At 41.1% G+C, this 20,439-nt stretch carries 15 protein-coding genes and 1 pseudogene; 5 read left to right on the top strand and 11 right to left on the bottom strand.

The window, feature by feature from the left end; all coding sequences use genetic code 11:
• Positions 1 to 28 precede the first annotated feature (28 nt).
• Complete coding sequence (locus ACE1EF_RS08590) at positions 29 to 2,551, top strand: pectinesterase (RefSeq protein WP_375720237.1); 2,523 nt, start codon at positions 29 to 31, stop codon at positions 2,549 to 2,551.
• Between the two features lie 38 nt (positions 2,552 to 2,589).
• On the opposite strand, the gene ACE1EF_RS08585 is transcribed toward ACE1EF_RS08590, so the two are convergent.
• The 10 genes from ACE1EF_RS08585 to ACE1EF_RS08540 all read right to left on the bottom strand — a co-directional run bounded on the left by ACE1EF_RS08585 (position 2,590) and on the right by ACE1EF_RS08540 (position 11,880).
• Positions 2,590 to 3,507: a hypothetical protein gene (locus tag ACE1EF_RS08585; protein ID WP_375720236.1), complete on the bottom strand. Its 918-nt coding sequence runs from the start codon at positions 3,505 to 3,507 to the stop codon at positions 2,590 to 2,592.
• 53 nt (positions 3,508 to 3,560) lie between these two features.
• Positions 3,561 to 3,878 carry an ExbD/TolR family protein gene (locus ACE1EF_RS08580; RefSeq protein WP_375720235.1) on the bottom strand — a complete coding sequence of 106 codons (318 nt, stop codon included), beginning with the start codon at positions 3,876 to 3,878 and terminating at the stop codon, positions 3,561 to 3,563.
• 80 nt (positions 3,879 to 3,958) lie between these two features.
• Positions 3,959 to 5,281 carry a MutS-related protein gene (locus ACE1EF_RS08575; protein ID WP_375720234.1) on the bottom strand — a complete coding sequence of 441 codons (1,323 nt, stop codon included), beginning with the start codon at positions 5,279 to 5,281 and terminating at the stop codon, positions 3,959 to 3,961.
• A 303-nt stretch (positions 5,282 to 5,584) separates the two neighbouring features.
• Positions 5,585 to 6,673: a ribosome small subunit-dependent GTPase A gene (gene rsgA / locus ACE1EF_RS08570; RefSeq protein ID WP_375720233.1), complete on the bottom strand. Its 1,089-nt coding sequence runs from the start codon at positions 6,671 to 6,673 to the stop codon at positions 5,585 to 5,587.
• Between the two features lie 97 nt (positions 6,674 to 6,770).
• A complete protein-coding gene (locus tag ACE1EF_RS08565; protein ID WP_375720232.1) occupies positions 6,771 to 7,160 on the bottom strand; it encodes a DUF1801 domain-containing protein in 390 nt (129 codons plus the stop codon).
• Between the two features lie 274 nt (positions 7,161 to 7,434).
• Entirely contained in the window at positions 7,435 to 7,977 is a 543-nt protein-coding gene (locus ACE1EF_RS08560; RefSeq protein WP_375720231.1) for a GNAT family N-acetyltransferase, read from the bottom strand.
• Between the two features lie 13 nt (positions 7,978 to 7,990).
• Complete coding sequence (locus ACE1EF_RS08555; protein ID WP_375720230.1) at positions 7,991 to 8,431, bottom strand: hypothetical protein; 441 nt, start codon at positions 8,429 to 8,431, stop codon at positions 7,991 to 7,993.
• 264 nt (positions 8,432 to 8,695) lie between these two features.
• Positions 8,696 to 9,340 carry a class I SAM-dependent methyltransferase gene (locus ACE1EF_RS08550; RefSeq protein ID WP_375720229.1) on the bottom strand — a complete coding sequence of 215 codons (645 nt, stop codon included), beginning with the start codon at positions 9,338 to 9,340 and terminating at the stop codon, positions 8,696 to 8,698.
• Positions 9,341 to 10,066: 726 nt separating this feature from the next.
• Complete coding sequence (locus tag ACE1EF_RS08545) at positions 10,067 to 10,951, bottom strand: leucine-rich repeat domain-containing protein (RefSeq protein ID WP_375720228.1); 885 nt, start codon at positions 10,949 to 10,951, stop codon at positions 10,067 to 10,069.
• Positions 10,948 to 11,880 carry an alpha/beta hydrolase gene (locus ACE1EF_RS08540; RefSeq protein ID WP_375720227.1) on the bottom strand — a complete coding sequence of 311 codons (933 nt, stop codon included), beginning with the start codon at positions 11,878 to 11,880 and terminating at the stop codon, positions 10,948 to 10,950. Before ACE1EF_RS08540 ends, ACE1EF_RS08545 begins: the two co-directional genes overlap by 4 nt.
• A gap of 332 nt (positions 11,881 to 12,212) precedes the next feature.
• Here ACE1EF_RS08540 and ACE1EF_RS08535 point away from each other — a divergent pair, with 332 nt between their 5' ends.
• Positions 12,213 to 12,986, top strand: coding sequence for a class I SAM-dependent methyltransferase (locus ACE1EF_RS08535; protein WP_375720226.1), 774 nt, complete (start codon positions 12,213 to 12,215; stop codon positions 12,984 to 12,986).
• Positions 12,987 to 13,028: 42 nt separating this feature from the next.
• On the opposite strand, the gene ACE1EF_RS08530 is transcribed toward ACE1EF_RS08535, so the two are convergent.
• The gene (locus tag ACE1EF_RS08530; protein WP_375720225.1) at positions 13,029 to 13,604 is read right to left on the bottom strand and encodes a Crp/Fnr family transcriptional regulator; all 576 of its coding nucleotides are present in this window, start codon (positions 13,602 to 13,604) and stop codon (positions 13,029 to 13,031) included.
• Positions 13,605 to 14,875: 1,271 nt separating this feature from the next.
• Between ACE1EF_RS08530 and ACE1EF_RS08525 the strand changes: the two genes are divergently transcribed.
• From ACE1EF_RS08525 to ACE1EF_RS20095, 3 genes and pseudogenes are all read left to right on the top strand, one after another.
• On the top strand, positions 14,876 to 16,438 hold the full coding sequence (locus ACE1EF_RS08525; protein ID WP_375720224.1) for a PQQ-dependent sugar dehydrogenase: 1,563 nt from the start codon (positions 14,876 to 14,878) through the stop codon (positions 16,436 to 16,438).
• Between the two features lie 1,195 nt (positions 16,439 to 17,633).
• Positions 17,634 to 18,182 (top strand): annotated as a pseudogene (locus ACE1EF_RS20100) (family 43 glycosylhydrolase); the annotation flags it as partial.
• A 15-nt stretch (positions 18,183 to 18,197) separates the two neighbouring features.
• On the top strand, positions 18,198 to 20,216 hold the full coding sequence (locus ACE1EF_RS20095) for a lipocalin-like domain-containing protein (RefSeq protein ID WP_473774488.1): 2,019 nt from the start codon (positions 18,198 to 18,200) through the stop codon (positions 20,214 to 20,216).
• Positions 20,217 to 20,439: the final 223 nt, after the last annotated feature.

Genomic DNA, 20,439 nt, shown 5'->3' with positions numbered 1-20,439 from the left:
TACATGACTAATCTTCAAATGTTCAGTTATGAAGAAACCCGCAAAACTTATATTATTCCTGGTCCTCTTCATGAGCAGACAGGTACAAAGTGAGAATTACGCTCCTCTGGACACCAATGACCCGATACAGTATTTCGGTCAATATATCGTATATCACAACGACACCATAATTCTCGGCCCAAAAGCATTTTTTATCGACGGGCGGTTTAATTCAGACGAGATAGCGGATAATCCTTTTGTTTTCAACAGCATAAATACGGCAGCACAACATCTCACTAACGGTAGTGAGACTGATCCGATGGTACTATATATCGCACCCTGGGTGTACTGGATAGATGATCCGGATGATCCTGAAGTCCGCAATCCGGGTGATGGCTCTGTACCTTACGGCCTGGTCATTGAATGCAAATGGTTATCATTTTACGGTTTGAACCGGAATCCTGAAAATGTTGTTCTGGCCAGTAACCGCGGCCAAACGCTTGGTGCCAAAGGTAATTTTACCATGTTTCTGATTATGGGAGACGGAATTTCTTCTGAAAATATCACCTTTGGTAATTATTGTAACGTGGATCTGGACTATCCGCTAAATCCGGAACTGAATAGAAAAAAAAGATCCGATGCTATTGTTCAGGCTCAGCTGATTCATTGCAACGGCGACAAAATAACGGCCCGAAATTCCCGGTTTATAAGCCGCCTGAACCTGTGTAATTTTGTAGGTGCCAAACGCATCCTTTTCGACAGGTGCCATATGGAATGTACCGATGATGCACTATGTGGCACAGGTGTTTATAAGAACTGTACCTTTGATTTTTACAGTTCAAAACCTTTTTATCACACCACCGGAACCGGCGCAGTTTTTCTGAATTGTGATATCCGGTCTTTCACACGTGGAAATCAATACTTCACAAAAGCGAACGGACAGGTCGCGGTTATCGATACACGTTTTCATTCCAGCTCAGTAGAATATATCGGCTGGCGCGATTTTCCGCCACCATCCATAAAAAATTACCAGAGCAATGTTACCCTCAACGGACACCCTATTACCATCAGTAAAGATGATCCGGAAAGTACCGTTGATATCACAGACTTACCGGAGCTGAAGGCTTATAAATTCAATTACCGGGGCAAGGTTATCTACAATACCTATAACCTGCTGAGAGGTAATGACGACTGGGATCCGGAAGGCATAAAACATCTTGTACTAAAGGCCGAAGAAACTAACCATACAAAATACACCAGTCTGCCGGTTCAGCTTAAAATCACACCTACGGCCGTGACTATTGAAACCGGCAAAGATGCTTCTGTACTTAAAGCTGACCTGTTCCGATTCGGGAATTATGACGCTTCAAAAGAAACCGTTAACTGGAAGATTTCAGACAGAGATACCATTTTTATTCATACCGAGATTCTGGAGAATGGACGCATTTGCAATGTCATTCCCGGAAATAAAAGTGACAGTACCCAACAGGTTTTATTGACGGCCTCCACCTCTTCGGGACTGGAAGGTGCATGCAGACTCTATATTAAACCGGAAAAGCTATCATCACCGGAATTTGAGGCCTTGCCTGAAATTAAAAAGAATTCCAACGGGACATTATCTGTAAAATACAGGCTCGAAAAAATGAAATACGAGGATCAATCGTTGGTGAGCTGGTACAGATGTACGGATGCAAATGGCAGTCATCCCATAGAGACTGCTGTCTCGAGAATGAATATACCTATGCAGCAGTACGAATTATCGGCAGGTGACATCGGATATTTTATCAAGGTAAAAGTAGCACCCAGGCATTTGCGCAGTGATGCAGGTCAGCCTGTATCTTATGTACTCCGGAAGCCAATACGGCAGAAAGATGTCAAATCTGATCCGGATGAATTGCAGACTAATTTTATGAATATCTGCGTAAAAAACCAGCCGGAAGTGATTCCGGGTTTCTGGCGCTTTGCTCCTTTCGATACTTCGGCCACAGAACATACCAAACGTGATGCCTGGTATGTCGGCGAGGGTAGCGGAGGTTCTGAAGGCATGACCGGATTACTACAAACCGGCAGATATGCATCCATGAGTTACACACCTGTTGGCCCGACATTTGGTGATATGCGCGTTGAACTTACCGTAACGCCTTTCAAAACAGCGGGGCAGGGATTTAGTGTAGCACCACTTTACATGGATGTACTGATAAAATATAATCCAAAAACAAAAACAGGTTATGGCGTCCGGTTCATCCGAAAAACCAGGTATGCGAATACAGTGGATGCCGCTTTGATTGAGTACAAAGATGGCAGTGTCACCCCAATAACAGAGGCTGTGCCAACAAGTTGTTTCAGACCACAGTGCAGGATCACCATTGAACTAAAAGGTGATCAGCTATCGGTACATGCGTCCTGTCTGAATGACTATTACAAAGCCGGTTATCCACCGATAGTAAAAGATCATGTGGATCTTAATGCAATTGTTTCGCCTACCCGGGAAGGAAGTTTTGGGATCGAGTATAACGGTGGCGCTACCACCATGATTAATGAGGTTAAGATTGATTGGATGACTTCTGAATAGTATTAGTGTTCAAAATATCATTGTCACATGTGTGAATATTAAGGGGTATAAATCTCATCTATTTGAACCACAATGCCATTTTTAATTTTGAAATTGGCAAGTATATCCCTGTTATATGCCGGATTATCAGCTTTGATTTTAAAAAATCCTTCTAAATTAAACTCAGCCGGCTCAACATGACCATATGGATATACCAAATTTATTTTTACCGTATCCGATAATTCATACGTCCTTATTTTCATGCTTTCATTGAGAATAAGCATGTCATACATTATATCTATGCCTTTTTCTTTTGCTTTTCTGTATGCCATATCACCACCAATAATCTGGATAAAATCAATATCAACAAAGACCTTTGGCCCATTCACTGTAAATCTTTTAGTATATCCACTCTCCTCTATATATTTTTCATTGATAAAGTAATTATACGCGGTCTGATAAACATCATGATCTAAATTATCCAGACGTTCGGTTATCATATGCATAGTTATAATGTTACAGGATATGATACTATCCAAGGTATCTAATATTATTTTTGCACTTATTTCATTTTTATCAACTGATAGAATCCATTCGGTTTGAAATCCATACCTGTATTCTTTAGATCCTTTAGAATAACCCCTTTGTAAATTAATTACCAAAATACCAACTTTAGACTTTTGCGGAAATATTGAATCTTCAATAACATAGTAATTTTCACATTGGGCTAAAGCAAAAACGGTATAATCATTCGAATCCTTCTCTTCCTTACAACATAAAACTTTAAAGTCACTGAAGTTCTTATTGCCTAGAAATCCGACCGGATTCAGATCTGAAAAAGAATTCAGATGGTATGTAATCAAATTAAAATACCTCTCTGACCTCAATATACTATCAACAAAAGCAATTTCCGTATCATTTGAAAAAGCACTGTTATATATTAAAACCGAAATTATTAAAATCAGAACTCTTCTCATGGTTAAATTCCAGCTATACTAAAGAAGCTTAAAAGAAAACCTGCATCCTTGTTTTATTCAACCCGATAATTCATTTTCAGAGCCTTAGCCTTTCTTAACTGGTATTTTATGTCAGAGATGACTCCTGCTTTTACATTTTTTTCAATCGTCAGGTTTACAACCACTTTACTTCTCTGTTCATCTGAATATGTTGAAAATAATCTGGAAACATACGGCCCAATGCTGTCAATTTCCACAGCTGTTCCATTGAGTGAAACGGCACCATTATCTGTCACACTGATCTCAACAGGCTTTACGCCATCTTTGGGTTTTACCTCACGCATATGGCATGAGACTAAAGAAATCAGAACTAAAACGGGTAAAATCTTCATAATTTTAAATTTAAAAACACGATAAACCGATCTCATTTTTATACGTTTACTGCTTAATGTTGTCTTCATTTATTTCCATTTTATATTGAGTTAAGAATTTCCTCTATCCCCTCATTTTTAACAATTTGCATTCCAAGTCTCTCATGTGAAATACCATCAAATATTTTATAGTTAAATACAGGTCTGTTATCGACCAGGGTTGAATCAAGGTATTTATACTGTACATTTTGTATGTTTTTAAGTTCATCAGCAATTTCAGTAATATGTGTTGATATAAAAAAACAACTGGTCCTGGCTCTTGCAAAAGCAGTTATAATAAACAGAGAGGCATCGTAGGCATCTTTAACATTGGTACCCCGAAACAATTCATCAAAAATCACAACCAGGTTGCTCTTTTCTTTCAAACTTAAAGCTGTTTCCTTTACCCGTTTTACTTCGCTGTAAAAATGGCTGTATCCCTTGTTTAAATTATCTGTAAGGTTTATGGTTGTTATAAGCCCGTTAAAAAGCGTAAGTTGCATCTTTGATGCCGGTACGGGAAATCCAAGGTGAGCCAGATAAACAGATATTCCTATGGACTTGAGGAAAGTGGATTTGCCTGCCATATTGGGACCTGTGAGAAAACAGAGATTTGCTGACTGATCAATTTTAACATTATAAGATACTGCATTTTTCACCAGGGGATGAAAAAGATTTTCAACCCGTAATACCGGTGTGGATACCGCTACAAATTCAGGAATACACAGGTTGTTTATTCTGGATGTATTGCCCAGTGCCAGAAAAACATCGAAAGCATAGAGAATTTCAATTATTTTTTTAACCTGTTCGGCATACTTCTTTCTAAACCGATGGTCCAGCCAGTTTAAGCGGAAGGCGGATACCTTAACCGGCTTTCTGCTGAATATCGGTTTCAGCTCAGGGATATCCAAAAACCGTTGAATATAATCCAACTGACTTTTTATGTATTCAGGGGGATTTTGCTTCGCCGAAGCAGTAATATACTTTGCTAAACTGACGAACAGATCAATTAAGTTTTCAATTCCTGTTTTGATTAAGTAGTAGTCATTATCGGGTTTTATAAAATATGAAATCTTATTGTACCATGCATCTAACACATTAGGATGCAAAACAGAACGTGTTAATTTTAAATAATATTCAATATAATAGAACTGCCTTGGTATGAGATTTACAGCTGTATTTTCATTCCGGAAAAACTGTATTGCCTCTGTGCGTTTTTTTATAGCCTGTATATCAGTGACAGGATTATTCATAAGGTTATAGAGATACTTTTTACCGCCCGGGGTTACTGTTGAATCAAAGTAGTCAATTATTGTTTTTGATCCTCCATCACCGGTAAAAATATCCAAATCACGAATAGTCTGTCTGTCAATCTCAAATGGCATTCCAAGCGTATCTGTTTATACTACTGGTCGTAACTTCACAAAACCTTCTGCAAAGCAAAGGACACATACTGCCGAAACAATAAAACGCTTTTCCTGCTTCTTATTATGCTGCATACAGGTGGTTTTTAGTTTAGCTATTATTGCCTTAAAATTAGCGAATTATATAATTAAAACCAAACCGTCACATCCGGGGATTTAATAAGATAAGAGCATCAGTAAGCAAAGCTGATAAAAACTATGCTCAATACCGACCTGCTTCCTGTTATAAGCAGCGGACAAAATGCGGAAAAATCCTTTGAAGATTTAAAGACCCCGCATCTTTTTGTTTTTCTTATAGTCCCTGATTATTTTGCCCAGGTCTTTATCTTTCTTACGTTTTTCTGCTACAGTGGATTCAAAATGCGCTTTCTCCCGTTCCATTCTTATATAATTATCGTACGATGATCTGTCAATCTCCTCATTTTCAACAGCCGCAATAATTGCGCAACCTTTTTCTGTGGTGTGTGTACAGTCCTTATATTTACAATCTTTTGACAGGCGTATGATATCGTCAAAGGTCATTTCCAGCCCCCGCGTTGAATCTGTCATCCCAACCTCCCTCATCCCCGGATTATCGATCAGAATACCACCGTTTTCAAGCACATGCAGTTCTCTGTGACTGGTGATGTGTCTTCCCTTGCTGGTGCTACTACTAATAGAACCCGTCTTCATCTGGTTATGACCTGCAAGTTGATTTAAAAGTGTTGACTTTCCTACGCCTGAAGAACCCAGCAGACAATATGTTTTCCCCTTCTCCATGCCTGCTTTTAATTCTTTGATGCCTTGCAGTGTTTCATTGCTTATGGCAAGCACAGGAACCAGTGCAATGCGTTCCCTGACCAAAGAAATAAGCTTCGTTACTGCGGTTTCGTCCAACAGATCAGTTTTGTTCAAAACAACGACAGGACGCACACCGGATGTATTACAAATGGTAAGGTAGCGTTCTATTCTGTTCAGGTTAAAATCCCTGTCTACAGCCTGCACGATAAATGCATAATCGATATTTGCTGCAATAATCTGAGTTTCGCCCTTTTTCCCCACAGCCTGCCGTTCCAGCATATTTTTCCGCGGAAAAACCGCATGAATCAACAATTTATCGTTATCATATTCCGAAACAGCAACCCAGTCGCCAACAGCTGGAAAATCGGATCTGCTTTGAGCAGAAAAACGAAGATTTCCTACAATCTCAGCATCACACTCATGATCAGCGGTTTTAACCTTATATCTTTCTTTATGTTCGGAAATGACACGGCCAACACCGAATGATGCATATCCCTGCTCATTTCGAAAGCGCTCCAGTTTTTCATCATAACCTAAATCTTTTAGGTTCATACGATATTCCTGTTTGTCCATTTAACCGATAGTTTAAGATTAACGCAAAGTATTAACCAGCCTGAATTAACGGTATTTTATCATCAGGCTTAACCGTTTTCATTGCCAACTTACAGGTTCATTTTGTCACCTTTATCCATTCAACTACCAGTCTCCGCAGTTCCTCCTTATTGTTATCTATATCCTGCATGGTTTTAAATGTGATGACAGCCCTGTCATTTTCTTTCCACACAAACAAGCTTCCGGCATTGGGAATCAACCTCTCTTTCGGTTGCTCCTGCTTTTTGGCTCCCCGGTGAAATATCAACTGAATTTGTTTGGGTGGATGAATCCTCATGGTTATCCGGTCTGCCCCACCACAGCAATAGTTAGGCCCGTTCCACTTTACATTTTCTGTCAATGCCTCTTCCACATCCAGAATAACCCCTCTTAAACGTTCTATTTCTTCTCTTAAAGGATGATCCAGGGTATTGAGAAATCCAGTGACTTCGTTATTTAATCCATTCATTTTTATGCATTTCAGTTTTACTCATTCATCACACCGTACCACTGCAATCCATCAGCCTGTTTCCACATTTTTCATACAATACGACAGTAAACAATCGCAGACAGACACCGGTTACAGGCATCAAAATTACCTGTATTTATAAAGGGACGAATACATGTCCTGGCCCTGTTTTGCAATTTAATGAAATTATCGTCTGCTTCTTTTACGACCCTTACTCAAAATCACTTCATCCGGTTTCAATCTTTTTTGTTTCTGTAAGCAGTGGGACAAACCATCATGCCTTTATCTTTTCCCAGTCTGATTCAATCATTGCATATATCATGTCATCTAACCACACCCCGTTAAGCCATAAACTCTTTACAAAATGAGCTTCTTTTCTGAATCCTATCCGTTCAACAAGCCTGACAGAATTTATATTATCAGGATCAATTGAAGTAATAATCCGGTGTTTATTTAAATCATTGAACAGATAGTCAATGACCAAATTTACAGATTCCGTAGCATACCCCCGGTTATGAAAGTTCTTATGCAGCGTACATCCAATTTCTGCCTGCTTATTTTCAACATCCATAAAATGGATGCCTAAATCACCCACAATTTTCGAAGATGTTTTTTCGATGATCGCAAACTGAAACCAGGATTGAGGAACGTTAATCTGTGTTGACAGCCTGCCTATAAAATTTTCCACATCCCCAATTGTTTCAGGGATCCATCCCTGGTACTTATTTGTCTCCTTATCCCGTCGATATTCAAACAGGTCTTCTTTATCGTCCGGAGTTACGGGCCTGAGGAGTAATCGTTGTGATTCCAGCTTCATGAACTTCAGTTAATTAAGGTTTGATCTGTTTTTTTCTTCCATTATCCCATTGCAGTAAAACAACGCCGGCGATACTTAAAAGAGCCCATACCAGGTCCATCACTTTAAACATCAGCTGATTGCCAACGGCTGATTTTATATCAAAAATTGTAATCAAACCGGTTAAACCCGTAAAAAACAGAAACAGTTGTAAAACAAACGGTGCATTTCTTTCAGTAATAAAAAAGACAAGCATGCCGGCAATTCCCAGAAGGATGTAGAGTAATCCGATTATGTATACAAATAAATCACCGGTTATATGTCCCGGTGGTTGTGGATATGGTGACAAAAAATCGATCCATATATTACTGAATGTCAACACATTTAAAATCATTATAATAAAGAAATATAAAAATATTGACAGTCCTATTTTTGCGGGAACGGTGGGTTTCAGTTTTTTGATTCTGGAAAACATTTTGTCGGTTTAAATAAACTGTATTTGGATATATTACAATTTCTGAATATACTGCACGGATTATCAAAGGGTTAAAGGTAAGTATTTCAGGGGATTAATCAAACAAAAGAAAAAGAGTTTGAGCGCGAGACCAAATGTGAGAATAGATTTCTCAATTGCATTGGCGATGCTGTTTTAAAGGTGAGGCATTACATGCGATGTTGCAAGAGCCGAAAATTTGAATAAGGGTATGGTATAGTCCTGAAACCAACGGAATATACTCTATCAGCATACCGGTCGCAGGCATTTTTTACATTTCACTAAGATGCATTTTAATGCAGGTTCATTTTCCATATGTTTTATTGGTTCATCAATTTCCGAGCATTCTACCAGTCCATATTTCCCAAATTCTCTGTTTACTGAAGCTGCATCATAAAAAAACACACTTACTCCTTTCATTACTTCAAATCTATCTTTACTTAATTGTTTTCCTTTTCCATACATTGAAGCCTTTTTTGAAACAACCGTAAAAATCATATATCCGTTTGGCTTCAGTTGAAGAAAACAGTCCTTTAAAAACTTTCTTCTCTCGTTTTGATTTAAAAGATGAATCAAGGCGTAACAAAATATCCCATCATATACTTTGGCATCAAAAGGCATATCTGTTACCGAACCTTCGTGGATTGTTATATTGAGTTTGTTCGTGCTCTTTGCCAAATCAATTGCTGTTTCCGATAGTTCTATTCCGGTTACATTAATTCCGTTCTCACAGAATATACGGGCATTTCTCCCATATCCTATTCCGGGAATCAGGATTTCCTTTGCCCTTTTTTTCAGAAAGAAATCCTTTGATAAAATAGCGGAATCAGATGGTTCAAATCCCCATGTTGTTTTTTCCTTTTTAAACATCGATTCCCAAAAATCTTCCATGTCATTTATAGTATTTCCCGGTAAAAGTTTATTTACGATTAGCAATTAATGTATTGCATGTTATTCCACTTTATCATCGATTTTAAAATGAAAAACTGACATTCAATGGACTCAATTAACCAGAAGCTTTCCGGACTGGTTATCAACGCATTAAAATTAACAATTAAGACATTAAATGCAAACAGGTTGAATGAAAATTAGAGACGCAACTAATCGCCGACTCAACCTTCCTGATCCTTTCACATCGTAAGATTTCCATAGCTTTAATCCGCACTCTTTCGAGCAGTCTAAACGCATTTAAAACAATACTGAATTACAACAACCCCGTAGGAGTGATATGTTTGTAACCCCATTCTTTCGCATAAAGCTTTAGATTGCAATGAAGGTAAAAAACATCATGTAAATCTAGGTCGGAGAAATAATCCATCGGCAAAGCTGTAAGTTTATCATGTCAGCATGTAAAACCGGCAGATAGTGCATGAAGGAATTTGAGAGTGAAAGTGAGCGCGAATACAAATTTCTAAAATGCAACTAACGTTTATTGAAAACCAGACTCCCTTTAGGGCCGGGGTAAAACTGATTTTCAGATTAGATATTAGAGGATTAACACCGGGAAAAATAAGTGTGAGCAACAGTGTGAGAGAAGAGGTGTAAAAGACGAGGTATATGGGTTCTCCCTCATCAGGACTTCGGAGAACAAGGCACGAATAAAAAACTATCCCATGGCTACACCTTACCGGTCATAACGATGATGCCTTTGGCATTTAATTGTTTAATCTGGGTCGCGGGAACGGGATTACCTATGAGGTTAACCAATTCAAGATTTTCCAGGTTCATCAGGGGAGAAACATCATCAATTCTGTTTCCGGACAGATCGAGCACCCTCAGGCTGGTCAGGTTACTTAAGCTGTCGATAAACCCAATCCGGTTATTTCCCAGGTACAGTTCCTCTAAATGTTGCAGGTTCCACAGGTTTCCAATATCGCTTATCCGGTTATCCGACAAATCAAGGACTTTGGCATGAATGCAGTACTCCACGCCATCCAGAGATTCCAGTCCGCTGTATGCCATTTCAAACTCCTCAAAGTCCTCCAGATAGTACGACGGAAATTCAATGCTCACATCCCCGTACTCCCATATCTTAATAAGGTTGTAAAATGATCTTTCATAATCCACTTCAGTGGATGCCTCAACGTCACCATCAGGATCATCATACCCAAATCCATCCTTCATGTCCACATCCCACATGTATTCCGGATGGTAATCCACATCTTCTGCTACGTCTTCGACCACAACAAGGTCCGGATCACCCAGCAATAAGATATGCGAAAAGGCACGCAATGCTGCTTCATCATTTTGCGCATACTGGCGCTCTATCGCACTTCTGATCTGCCCGCCCTTATCGGGATGGTATAGCATAATGAGCCTTGAAAAGCAGCGCGCATCATTTTCTTCATCAATAGCAATGATCCGGGATATTTTATTCGCCATCTCGCTGATTTTGCCGTAATTTCTGTTTTTATACAGCAATATGAGCTTCGCTGTTATCCGGTTCAGGTTTTTATCGGAATAGGCCTCTGTAAGTTTTGTGTATAGTTCCTTTGTGGTCATCTTAAGGGGATGAGTTTTAATTTAATAAATTCTGCTATTTCATCCAGGGCCTCGGTAGCTTCTTTAAACAACGGTGCCATAAGCGGATAACAGTGCACCATTCCTTTTCCGTTCCTGAATGTGATATCGACTCCGGCACCTTTGGCTTTTTCATAAAACATCAGGCCATCATCGAAGAGCTCATCCGCGTCTCCTGCATTTATAAATATTGGAGGCAGACCTTCCATGTTACCGTTTAAGGGCGAAATATACGGATCATTCACATCGTACTTTCCCACATAAAAATGGCTGAATACATTCCAGCTATTGGGCGGAGCCAGAGAGACTTTGCCTTTTATTTTATATGATGAAGCGGAACAGCTTAGGTCTGTCCACGGCGAGATGGCTACCGCTGCTTTGGGCAGACCAATATTTTTATCACGAAGTGCCAGCAATAAAGCCAGGGCCAGTCCGCCTCCTGCCGACTCTCCTACAACAACGATATTTTCCGGTTTGTATCCCTTTTTCAGTATTTCGCGGTAAGTGCTGATGGAATCTTCCAGTGCAGCCGGATATGGATGTTCCGGTGCCAGGCCATATTCATACAATATTGCCGTGATGCCCGTTTTCATGGTCAGCTTTGACACGATTGAACGGTGGTCGTTGCATGAACCGGATACGTATCCTCCACCATGCACATAAAACAACAGCATCTGGTTGGGTGCATGATCCGGAACAATCCATTCGGTCCGTACCAGGTTTATGATTTCCTGCTTTATCATTACATTCGCCGGTAATTTACCAAAGCGTTCGCCGCCTTGCTCACATGTTTCCCTGAACTTCAATACCGCCTCAACACTTTGTTCAAAGTCTTTCTGTCTGAGTTTTCCCTTTAAAACATACCTGTGTCTTAAAAGATACAGGATGATTTTTGCTTTAAAACCTGCCATTGGGTTTCGTTTATTATTTCAACAAAGGTTCAGCTTTTAAGCGGCAATAAAATTCACCTATGTTAATTTCTTTCATTTTTATTAGAAAATATGAAGAGAATTGCGCCTCTGTTTTAAAATATATATACTTTTGAAACCGTAAAATCTTTGGATGTTTATATTAAAATTGGATTCGGTATTGTAAATAATCATAGTCTTTCAGGACTTTGATTATCCCTTAGCACACTCAGGCAGATTCCTGCCGGAGTTATTTTCACATACATATACGTACAAACTGGTTTGATAAAGTGTGACTAAATCGCTAATCAGGCCTTACATTAAATTTAAACATCATGAGTAACGATACAAATTCAATTCACGATTTCGATGTAAACCTAATCGTAGAGTATTATTCAGGCACAGAACGCCAGGGACCGGGCAGTCCCGAGATGACATTAAGAGCACTCAGCTTTCTGGAACATCTACCTGACAAGCCGGACATTGCAGACCTGGGCTGCGGCACCGGTGGACAGACCATGGTTCTGGCACAGCATACCAATGGAAAGATAACGGGCGTTGACCTGTTTCCAACCTTTGTGGATCTGTTTAACCGGAACGCCAAAACATTGCATCTTCAGAACCAGGTAAAGGGCATTGTCGGCTCAATGGACGACCTCTCATTTGAGCCGGAATCACTCGATCTTATCTGGTCGGAAGGGGCTATTTACAACATTGGTTTTGAAAAGGGCCTTCAATACTGGCGCAGCTTCCTTAAAAACGATGGATACGTTGTAGTTTCAGAAGCAAGCTGGTTCACGGACGAGCGTCCGGCCGAAATTGAAGACTTCTGGATGGATGCCTATCCGGGCATTGACACCATACCTAACAAGTTGGCACAAATGCAGAAGGCAGGGTATCTCCCTATTGCAACTTTTGTTTTGCCTGTCAACTGCTGGACAGAGCACTTTTACGACCAGCAGGTACTGGCGAGGGAAAACTTTCTGAAAAACAATGCCGGCAATACCTTTGCTGAAGGGTTTATTGCCACTGAAAGGCACCAGGAAACGTTGTACCGAAAGTACAATCAGTACTACGGCTATGCCTTTTATATCGGCAAAAAGTTTTAAGCTTTTAGGTTAAATGAGGTGCATCCGGATACAGGGTGCACCTCATCTTTTTTTAAGCATATTATGTTTGATCCGGCTCAAAGACTGCGGCGCGATGCCTAAGAATGAGGCGATGTCTTTCTGTGGAATACGTTGCAATACGCTTGCCGGGAAATTTCTCGTGAGCCACTGGTAGCGTTGATCGGGCGTTAAGGTTTTGGACTGTATCATCATCATATCTGAGAATTCATCAATTTCATTAAGCAGGCTGTTGATGAAGTTATTCCAGGTTTCCATCTTTTCAAGTTCGCGGTACTGTACATAGTTGGTTTGCCAAACCACAGAGTCCTCCAGTGCCTGGATACTTTCCTGCGCCGGACGTTGATTTCGGAAGCTGATTTTTGAGGTAAAGCAGAACGGCGGAATCGTAAAAGTTTTAACCACTTCCTTTCCATCGATATTGTAAAAATACCGCAGAAGACCCCGTTCTAAAAAGTAAAAGTTCCTACAAATCTCACCTTCGCTCAGGATCAGTTCATTCTTTAAGACTTCCTTTTTTGTAAAAGCCCGTTGTATGGTTTCCCAGTCTTTCGCAGGTAAAGGCGTATGTCTTTCTATAAATGTTTTGAATATGTCCATTTTAAGTCTACCACAGCTTTTTAATGTGACCCGATATTCAGGCATCATGACATTTTACCATCAATTCAAATCTGATGTATCTGTCAGTTACAGGTTTAAAGTTAACGTTTTTCTGTCAAGTACTAAATATTGAACCACTCCTTGAGAATTTGGATACGAAAAAAATGAGTGTGAGCAACAGAGTGAGAGTGAATATGAATTTCTAAACCGCAAGTAATGCCTTTTGAAAATCAGACTCCCTTTAGGGCCGGAGTAAAACTGATTTTCAATCAATGAGTTACTTAGTTAACGAAGTCCTGCCGGATGGTTCTATGATGAACGCTATTCCAATGGCCGATATGATCATTCCACATATGGTAAACGCCACTGCGCGGCCATGAATCTGCACGATTCAATATACCCCGGCATAAATGCCGGGGCTACCATAGTTTCGCACCTACGGTGCTTTAATAAAACAAATACATTAAGTGCAATGGTGCAAAAAACTACGCCAATCGGGGATAAAAAGCAGTGTGAGCAACAGTGTGAGAGAAGAGGTGTAAGAGTTATCCTGCGTCAGAACTTTTGAGAACATTGCTAGGCCTGAGGTTACTCCAACGGTGCTATTTAGGATAATGCGTCGAATGGAGGGTTTTAACACCTGCTTTTTCGCTTTGCTAAAAATTCATCCTTTTTCTACTTTTTGATGCGTCAAAAAGCAGACAAAAAAAAGCTTGCCCGAAAGAACCGCAACAACCCACCCACTACTTTCATAACGTAAGATTTCCATTGCTTTAATCCGCGCACTTTCGAGCGGCCTAACCGCATTTAAAACAATGCTGAATGACAACAACCCCATAGGGGTGGTATATTTGAGCCCCGGGTAGATGAGCGAAGCGAATGTTACCCGGAGTTAAGCATCATCTAAATCAAGGCCGGATCAATACCCCCGCTACGAAGTTGTAAGTTTATCAAGGCCGCATGTAAAACCGGCAGATAGTGCATGAAGGAATTTGAGAGTGACAGTGACAGTGAATAAGAATTTCTAAACCGCAAGTAATGCCTTTTGAAAATCAGACTCCCCTTAGGGCCGGGGTAAAACTGATTTTCAATCAATGAGTTACTGTTTAATACACTGTGCTGAGTTTGTACCCACAACAGTTTTGGAGTAAGCGTGCGTGCGATAGCAAGCGTGATCTGTGTTATCTAACCCCACCTTTATTGATCAAAACAAGTCAATAATTGTTTGTTTATATAACAATTGCTACATAACAATTCTAAAACTGTAATAAATGAATTTTTCTTCCACCATATGCATGGTTACTATATTAGTTCTTATCCAATTCAGCCGGTTGGCCAGCGCACAGGATGAGTCCTTTATAACGAACCAGATCGGCCCCGATAATCTGCTGAATACTCCATGGGATCTTCAATATGGTCCTGACGGGTATTTATGGATCACTGAAAAACATGACGGGGTGCTACTACGGGTCAACCCCGAAACAGCCGAAAGGGATGAACTCATTCATCTCTCTGACCTGTCGTCTTCCGGTGGACAGGACGGCCTGCTGGGTTTTGCCTTTCATGAAAAGTTTCAGAGTGATAGTCCGTATATATACGTATCGTATACGCATCTGTTGTCGGGTGAACGCAGACAGAAACTGGTACGTTTTACATATAGTATTAACGGAAATGATGGTTCGCTATCCTCGCCTGTGGTGCTTCTGGACGGGCTACCGTCATCAAACGACCATCAGTCGGGGCGACTCCTATACGGACCGGACAACAAACTATATTACACTATTGGAGACCAGGGAGTAAAAGTCTGTGACAATAACCTGGCACAATTTTTACCAACACAACAGCAGATTGATAATAATGACTGGTCCCGGTATCCGGGAAAAGTGCTACGCCTGAACACAGATGGCTCCATTCCTGAAGACAACCCGGTTATTGACGGGGTAAAAAGCCACGTGTATTCATATGGTCACCGGAATCCCCAGGGGTTGGTGTTTGGCAACAACGGAATCCTGTATTCTGATGAACATGGCCCCAGCTCGGATGACGAGATCAATATTATTGATCCGGGAAAGAATTACGGATGGCCTTATGTGGCTGGCATCAAAGATAATCTGGTGTATGACAATGATGGCTGTCATTCCAACGAAACGTCATTTACAGATCCAAACTATCAGGATCCACTGTTATCCTTGTTTACACCTGATACCGAAAAAGAGCCGTCCTGTAATGATGCATGGATGTGCCGTCCCAACATTGCACCATCCAGCATTGCCATCTATGAGAACGATAAAATACCGGGCTGGGAAAATGCCTTGTTGCTCACCAGTCTGAAAAAGGGAAGGGTTTACAAAGTACAGCTGGATGAAACCGGAACCAGCGTTATTGGAGAACCAATACCGTATTTTTATACCACAAACAGGTACCGCGATATCGCCATTGATCCCGACGGAAAATCATTTTACATAATTACAGATAATACCGGTAAAACAGCAGATGCATCGGGAATGAACACCTTAAGGGATATGCAAAATCCGGGCACAATATTAAAGTTCACCTACCAGGAGACACTGTCTGATAATAAGCCCGTAGCAAATGTGTTTTTCAAAATCTGGCCCAACCCGGCCAGCAATACCTTATTCATTCAGGTTAACAGCGACCCTTATCCAGATTTAAATGCAACACTGATAAATTCTACCGGGCAGGTCGTTAAGCGCTATCCAGATTTGAAAAACGGCACCAACGAAACCAATACGGAAGATCTGGCACCTGGGATTTACCTCCTGAACCTGCAGAGTAAACAAGAGATGTGGCACGAACGGGTGGTTGTGCATTAGCGTTGCAAAACTTTTAAAGACAGTGGGAGTATGACGTTGATTTGAACTTCCTTAGTCCATTGAATGTCTTCCTATTAACCGGCCTACCATTGTTTAGAACCTTAGGTGTTCTTTGGAGATTGGTTACAGAATGTAACATAAAAAAGCTTGCTTCATCACACTGCCAACCTGCATTTAAAACCCTATTAAATCTTCATAACCCAGTAGGGCTGATATATTTGTAGCCCCGGTTAATTGAGCGAAGCGAATATAACCCCAATCTTTCGCATAAAGCTTCAGATTGCAATGATAGCATGAAGGAGTGTGAGTGTGACGATGGATATTGGCCAACACGATCCTGCTTGTAAATATCAACCATTCTACCTATTGAAACACATTGCCGAACTATTATCTTCTTCCTTTATATTGTTATAAAAATACAGCAGCGAAACCAGCAGAATCAATAATTTAGACTATAAAAGGTATCCTTGTTGAATATTTGTATATTTTTAATGACGAATTAAAAACGTAGAATCCTGCTTCAAATTAAATACTAATGAGAATAATAAAGCTGACAACTTCTGTACTGATTACGGTCCTTACCTTTTTAAGTTTTAATGCCACTGCTTCGGATACACTCTCAACCAGTGAAATAACATCGTTATACAACACCTACTTTAATGCTGAATCGTACCATTATGTGTCCGTACATGACCCTTCGGTTGTTGTTGGCTATAAAACGGGAAGCACGATTTCCGGTGAATATTCAGCAGATGCCACTGAGGTGTATTATATTTTTGGTTCACACAGAGCCTGGGCACATTCAGCTGATCTGAAAAACTGGAGTACATTCAGAAACAACATTAACAATTCGTATGCAACTATGTTTGCCACACCGGCTGCCTGGTCTGCCAAAGGAAGCGACAGCTACAATGTGAGTGGTAACATGTGGGCACCCGATGTTATCTGGAACAAGGATATGCAGAAGTGGTGCATGTATATGAGTATCAATGGGGAAAGCTGGTACAGTTCCATTGTTTTACTTACGGCAAGCACGCTCGATGGTAACTGGACCTATGCAGGCCCGGTGGTATATTCAGGTTTTACAAACCAGAGCGAGGCCGCTGAAACCGATTTTTATGATGTAATCAACCCGTCAGAGGGATTTCCATCACGCTATAACATCGTCCGTAATGGTAACCACACCTATGGTGTAAATGCCATTGACCCCTGTGTATTTTACGATGAAGACGGTAATCTGTGGATGTCTTACGGATCATGGTTCGGTGGAATTTATATGCTGCGTTTGGATGCTGAAACCGGCTTGCGCGATTATACCTACACTTACACCACCAACGACGGGACTGCCGCCAATGCCAAATCAGATGAATACCAGGGCATCAAAGTTGCCGGAGGCAATCATGTATCCGGTGAAGGTTCATATATACAGTATATCAATGATACCTACTACCTGTTTATGTCCAACGGAGGCCTAACCGCTGCAGGTGGTTACAACATGCGTGTTTTTGCCTCAGATCAGGCTACCGGACCTTATGTTGATATGACCGGACAGGATGCCCGCTACTCTTCAACGAACACCGGTGTTGGAAAAGTAAACGGACAGGTAGGACTGCGCCTGATGTCGTATTATAAGTGGAGCTGGATGGATGACGGCTACACTGCTCAGGGCCATAATTCAGCATTTACCGACAAAGACGGGAAAAGCTTTCTTGTCTACCACACCCGTTTCGACAACGGAACAGAAGGCCACCAGGTACGAGTGCATCAACTCTTCCAGACTAAAAACGGATACATTACGGCAGCACCGTTCCAGAATGCCGGTGAAACCCTCGCCACAGAACCTTATTCTGCAAATGATGTAACAGGAAGCTACAGCATCCTTTATCACGGTTCCGGCACCGATTATGCCAACCTGGAATGTGTAAAAGAGAAAGAGATTAAACTGAATTCAGACGGTTCCGTTACAGGAGCCTATACCGGCTCATGGTCACAGGCATCAGATGGTCCGTATATTACTATAAGCATCAACAATGTGACATTTCAGGGTGTGTTGCTGACCCAAAAGATGGAAGGACTGGATTACAGCACCCTGTGTTTCAGTGCCGTCGGCAGCGACATGTCAGTGTGGGGCTATAAGATGGCAGGAGAAGGAAAGCCGTTTCCCGAAGATGCAACGGTCGCCTACAATGTAATGAATATGAATGGTACCGTTCCCTCAGAAGCCTACAGTGGTTCGCAACTTTCCTTACCTACCGAAGGTTACTACGGAGCCACGTATGCATGGAACTGGGATACCTCCTTGATCAGTTCTGAAGGTGTAGTGAAGGATCTGACATCCAATACCTCAACGGTTCTGACACTAACCATAACATGCGGCAATTACGTTTATACCAGAACATCATCTATTCAGTTATCAGCCAATAACATTGCTGACATCCTTCCCATAGAAGAAGGAGCTATACTGGAATCGTATGCTGATATCGGCGAATATAATGCAGCAGCACCAAGCAGCCGTATCAACTCCCGGACAGGTATGTCGCTGAGTTTTTATCTGGATAACATTACAAGCGACTGGGATTTAATAGCCCATTCTACGGACAACATGTACAGTTTATTTCTTTCCGTATTACGCTTTAACAGTGCTGATTTCTATGAGGCTAAGGCCACCTTATCAACTGCAGCCATATCGGCAGGGTATTCATCATCGACGGCCTGGAGAATTTTTCTGAATACCAGTTGCTATGTGACAGTATCGTACAATACTGACGGAACCATTGCATATTACAAAGACGGGGTGTTGATGCTCACATTCCCGGCCTCTGTAACGCCAAGCTACGGATCAGGAACAACTCCTGCCGAGATTGTATCTGCTGTATTAAGCTACTATCGCAATAAAAAACTGGTATTTGATTATGATGTGAAGAATATCGTCCTGGGCTATGCAGCCGACCTTGACCTGTCAACATACGAACCACTCGATTTATCAGGCTATGTATTCTATGAAGACTATGACTATGCCGGTCTGGCCTCATCCTGGGTAAGTCCCAATGGCGCTGTATCCAGCTTATACGACCAGTCACTGGAGAGCAACTATGTTGAAGTAAGTACCAACGGTGGTACAGGTAATCGCAGTGCAATGAATACATTCAGCGGTGTCAGCGACCTTCAGAGTTATCATTTCTCATTTGATGTGCAACTGACTCCCGGCAATGTGGTTGATCGTTCAGCGAGTGAAGTTGCAGTGATAAGTACAGACAACAACAATTCAAACAACGGCCTCACAAATTCCGGCTACATATTCCGTCTTGTAACTCCGACTTATAACGGAAGCAATGGTAGCATTTGGTATGTCAATGGTTCAGCGTCGTCAGCCCTCTCTATCGCATCCGGCACCTGGGTCACCATAAGTGGCAAAGTTGATGTCAACGCGAAGACAGCCGATGTCACAGTAATCAACCGTTCTTCCGGCAGCACGATCTACAGCGGTACTACTGCAGTAAACGGGAATGGAATCCTTAAAGGGCTTTGGGTTCTTGCCGGTCGTGGTACAGGAACCATAGGCATTGACAACATCAAAGTTAAAAACGGAACCTCTACCGGTATCGGAAATGTATCCGTTAAAGCCGGCATCGATTATAACGCTGTGTCTGAGGTGTACAATTTGTCCGGAATTAGAGTTGCATATGGCAGATTATCATCGGTCCATCTGCCAACCGGCGTTTACATTGTTCGTCAGGGCAAAAACGCATATAAGATTTCAGTTACCAAACGTCAATAAAGTATTAAACGAATTTAGTCAGCTTATATAGTGATCCGGCCTCAAGGATCGTCATTAAAATATGGAACGCATCTGCAGCATTGAAAATTCAGGCTGTAGTATGCTTGCTATCCTTTGTACCCTATGTAATAAATAAACCACAAAGCAAATACAAAGGAAAATCACGAAGAACACTACAATGATTATACGTCTTTACAAAACATTGTAATTTTAATATCGTACC

Origin of the sequence: Quyinboa sediminis, assembly GCF_042219855.1 — a bacterium.
Lineage (GTDB): Bacteria > Bacteroidota > Bacteroidia > Bacteroidales > UBA5342 > JBHJHP01.
This window is presented reverse-complemented; position numbering and strand designations above follow the sequence as displayed.

Bases quoted from the DNA above. Each gene is read 5' to 3' on its own strand.
- ACE1EF_RS08555 (WP_375720230.1), bottom strand. From the start codon at position 8,431: ATGTTTTCCAGAATCAAAAAACTGAAACCCACCGTTCCCGCAAAAATA.
- ACE1EF_RS08585 (WP_375720236.1), bottom strand. From the start codon at position 3,507: ATGAGAAGAGTTCTGATTTTAATAATTTCGGTTTTAATATATAACAGT.
- ACE1EF_RS08530 (WP_375720225.1), bottom strand. From the start codon at position 13,604: ATGGACATATTCAAAACATTTATAGAAAGACATACGCCTTTACCTGCG.
- ACE1EF_RS08590 (WP_375720237.1), top strand. From the start codon at position 29: ATGAAGAAACCCGCAAAACTTATATTATTCCTGGTCCTCTTCATGAGC.
- ACE1EF_RS08565 (WP_375720232.1), bottom strand. From the start codon at position 7,160: ATGAATGGATTAAATAACGAAGTCACTGGATTTCTCAATACCCTGGAT.
- ACE1EF_RS08580 (WP_375720235.1), bottom strand. From the start codon at position 3,878: ATGAAGATTTTACCCGTTTTAGTTCTGATTTCTTTAGTCTCATGCCAT.
- ACE1EF_RS08550 (WP_375720229.1), bottom strand. From the start codon at position 9,340: ATGGAAGATTTTTGGGAATCGATGTTTAAAAAGGAAAAAACAACATGG.
- ACE1EF_RS08560 (WP_375720231.1), bottom strand. From the start codon at position 7,977: ATGAAGCTGGAATCACAACGATTACTCCTCAGGCCCGTAACTCCGGAC.
- ACE1EF_RS08575 (WP_375720234.1), bottom strand. From the start codon at position 5,281: ATGCCATTTGAGATTGACAGACAGACTATTCGTGATTTGGATATTTTT.
- ACE1EF_RS08535 (WP_375720226.1), top strand. From the start codon at position 12,213: ATGAGTAACGATACAAATTCAATTCACGATTTCGATGTAAACCTAATC.
- ACE1EF_RS08540 (WP_375720227.1), bottom strand. From the start codon at position 11,880: ATGGCAGGTTTTAAAGCAAAAATCATCCTGTATCTTTTAAGACACAGG.
- ACE1EF_RS08525 (WP_375720224.1), top strand. From the start codon at position 14,876: ATGAATTTTTCTTCCACCATATGCATGGTTACTATATTAGTTCTTATC.
- ACE1EF_RS08545 (WP_375720228.1), bottom strand. From the start codon at position 10,951: ATGACCACAAAGGAACTATACACAAAACTTACAGAGGCCTATTCCGAT.
- rsgA (WP_375720233.1), bottom strand. From the start codon at position 6,673: ATGGACAAACAGGAATATCGTATGAACCTAAAAGATTTAGGTTATGAT.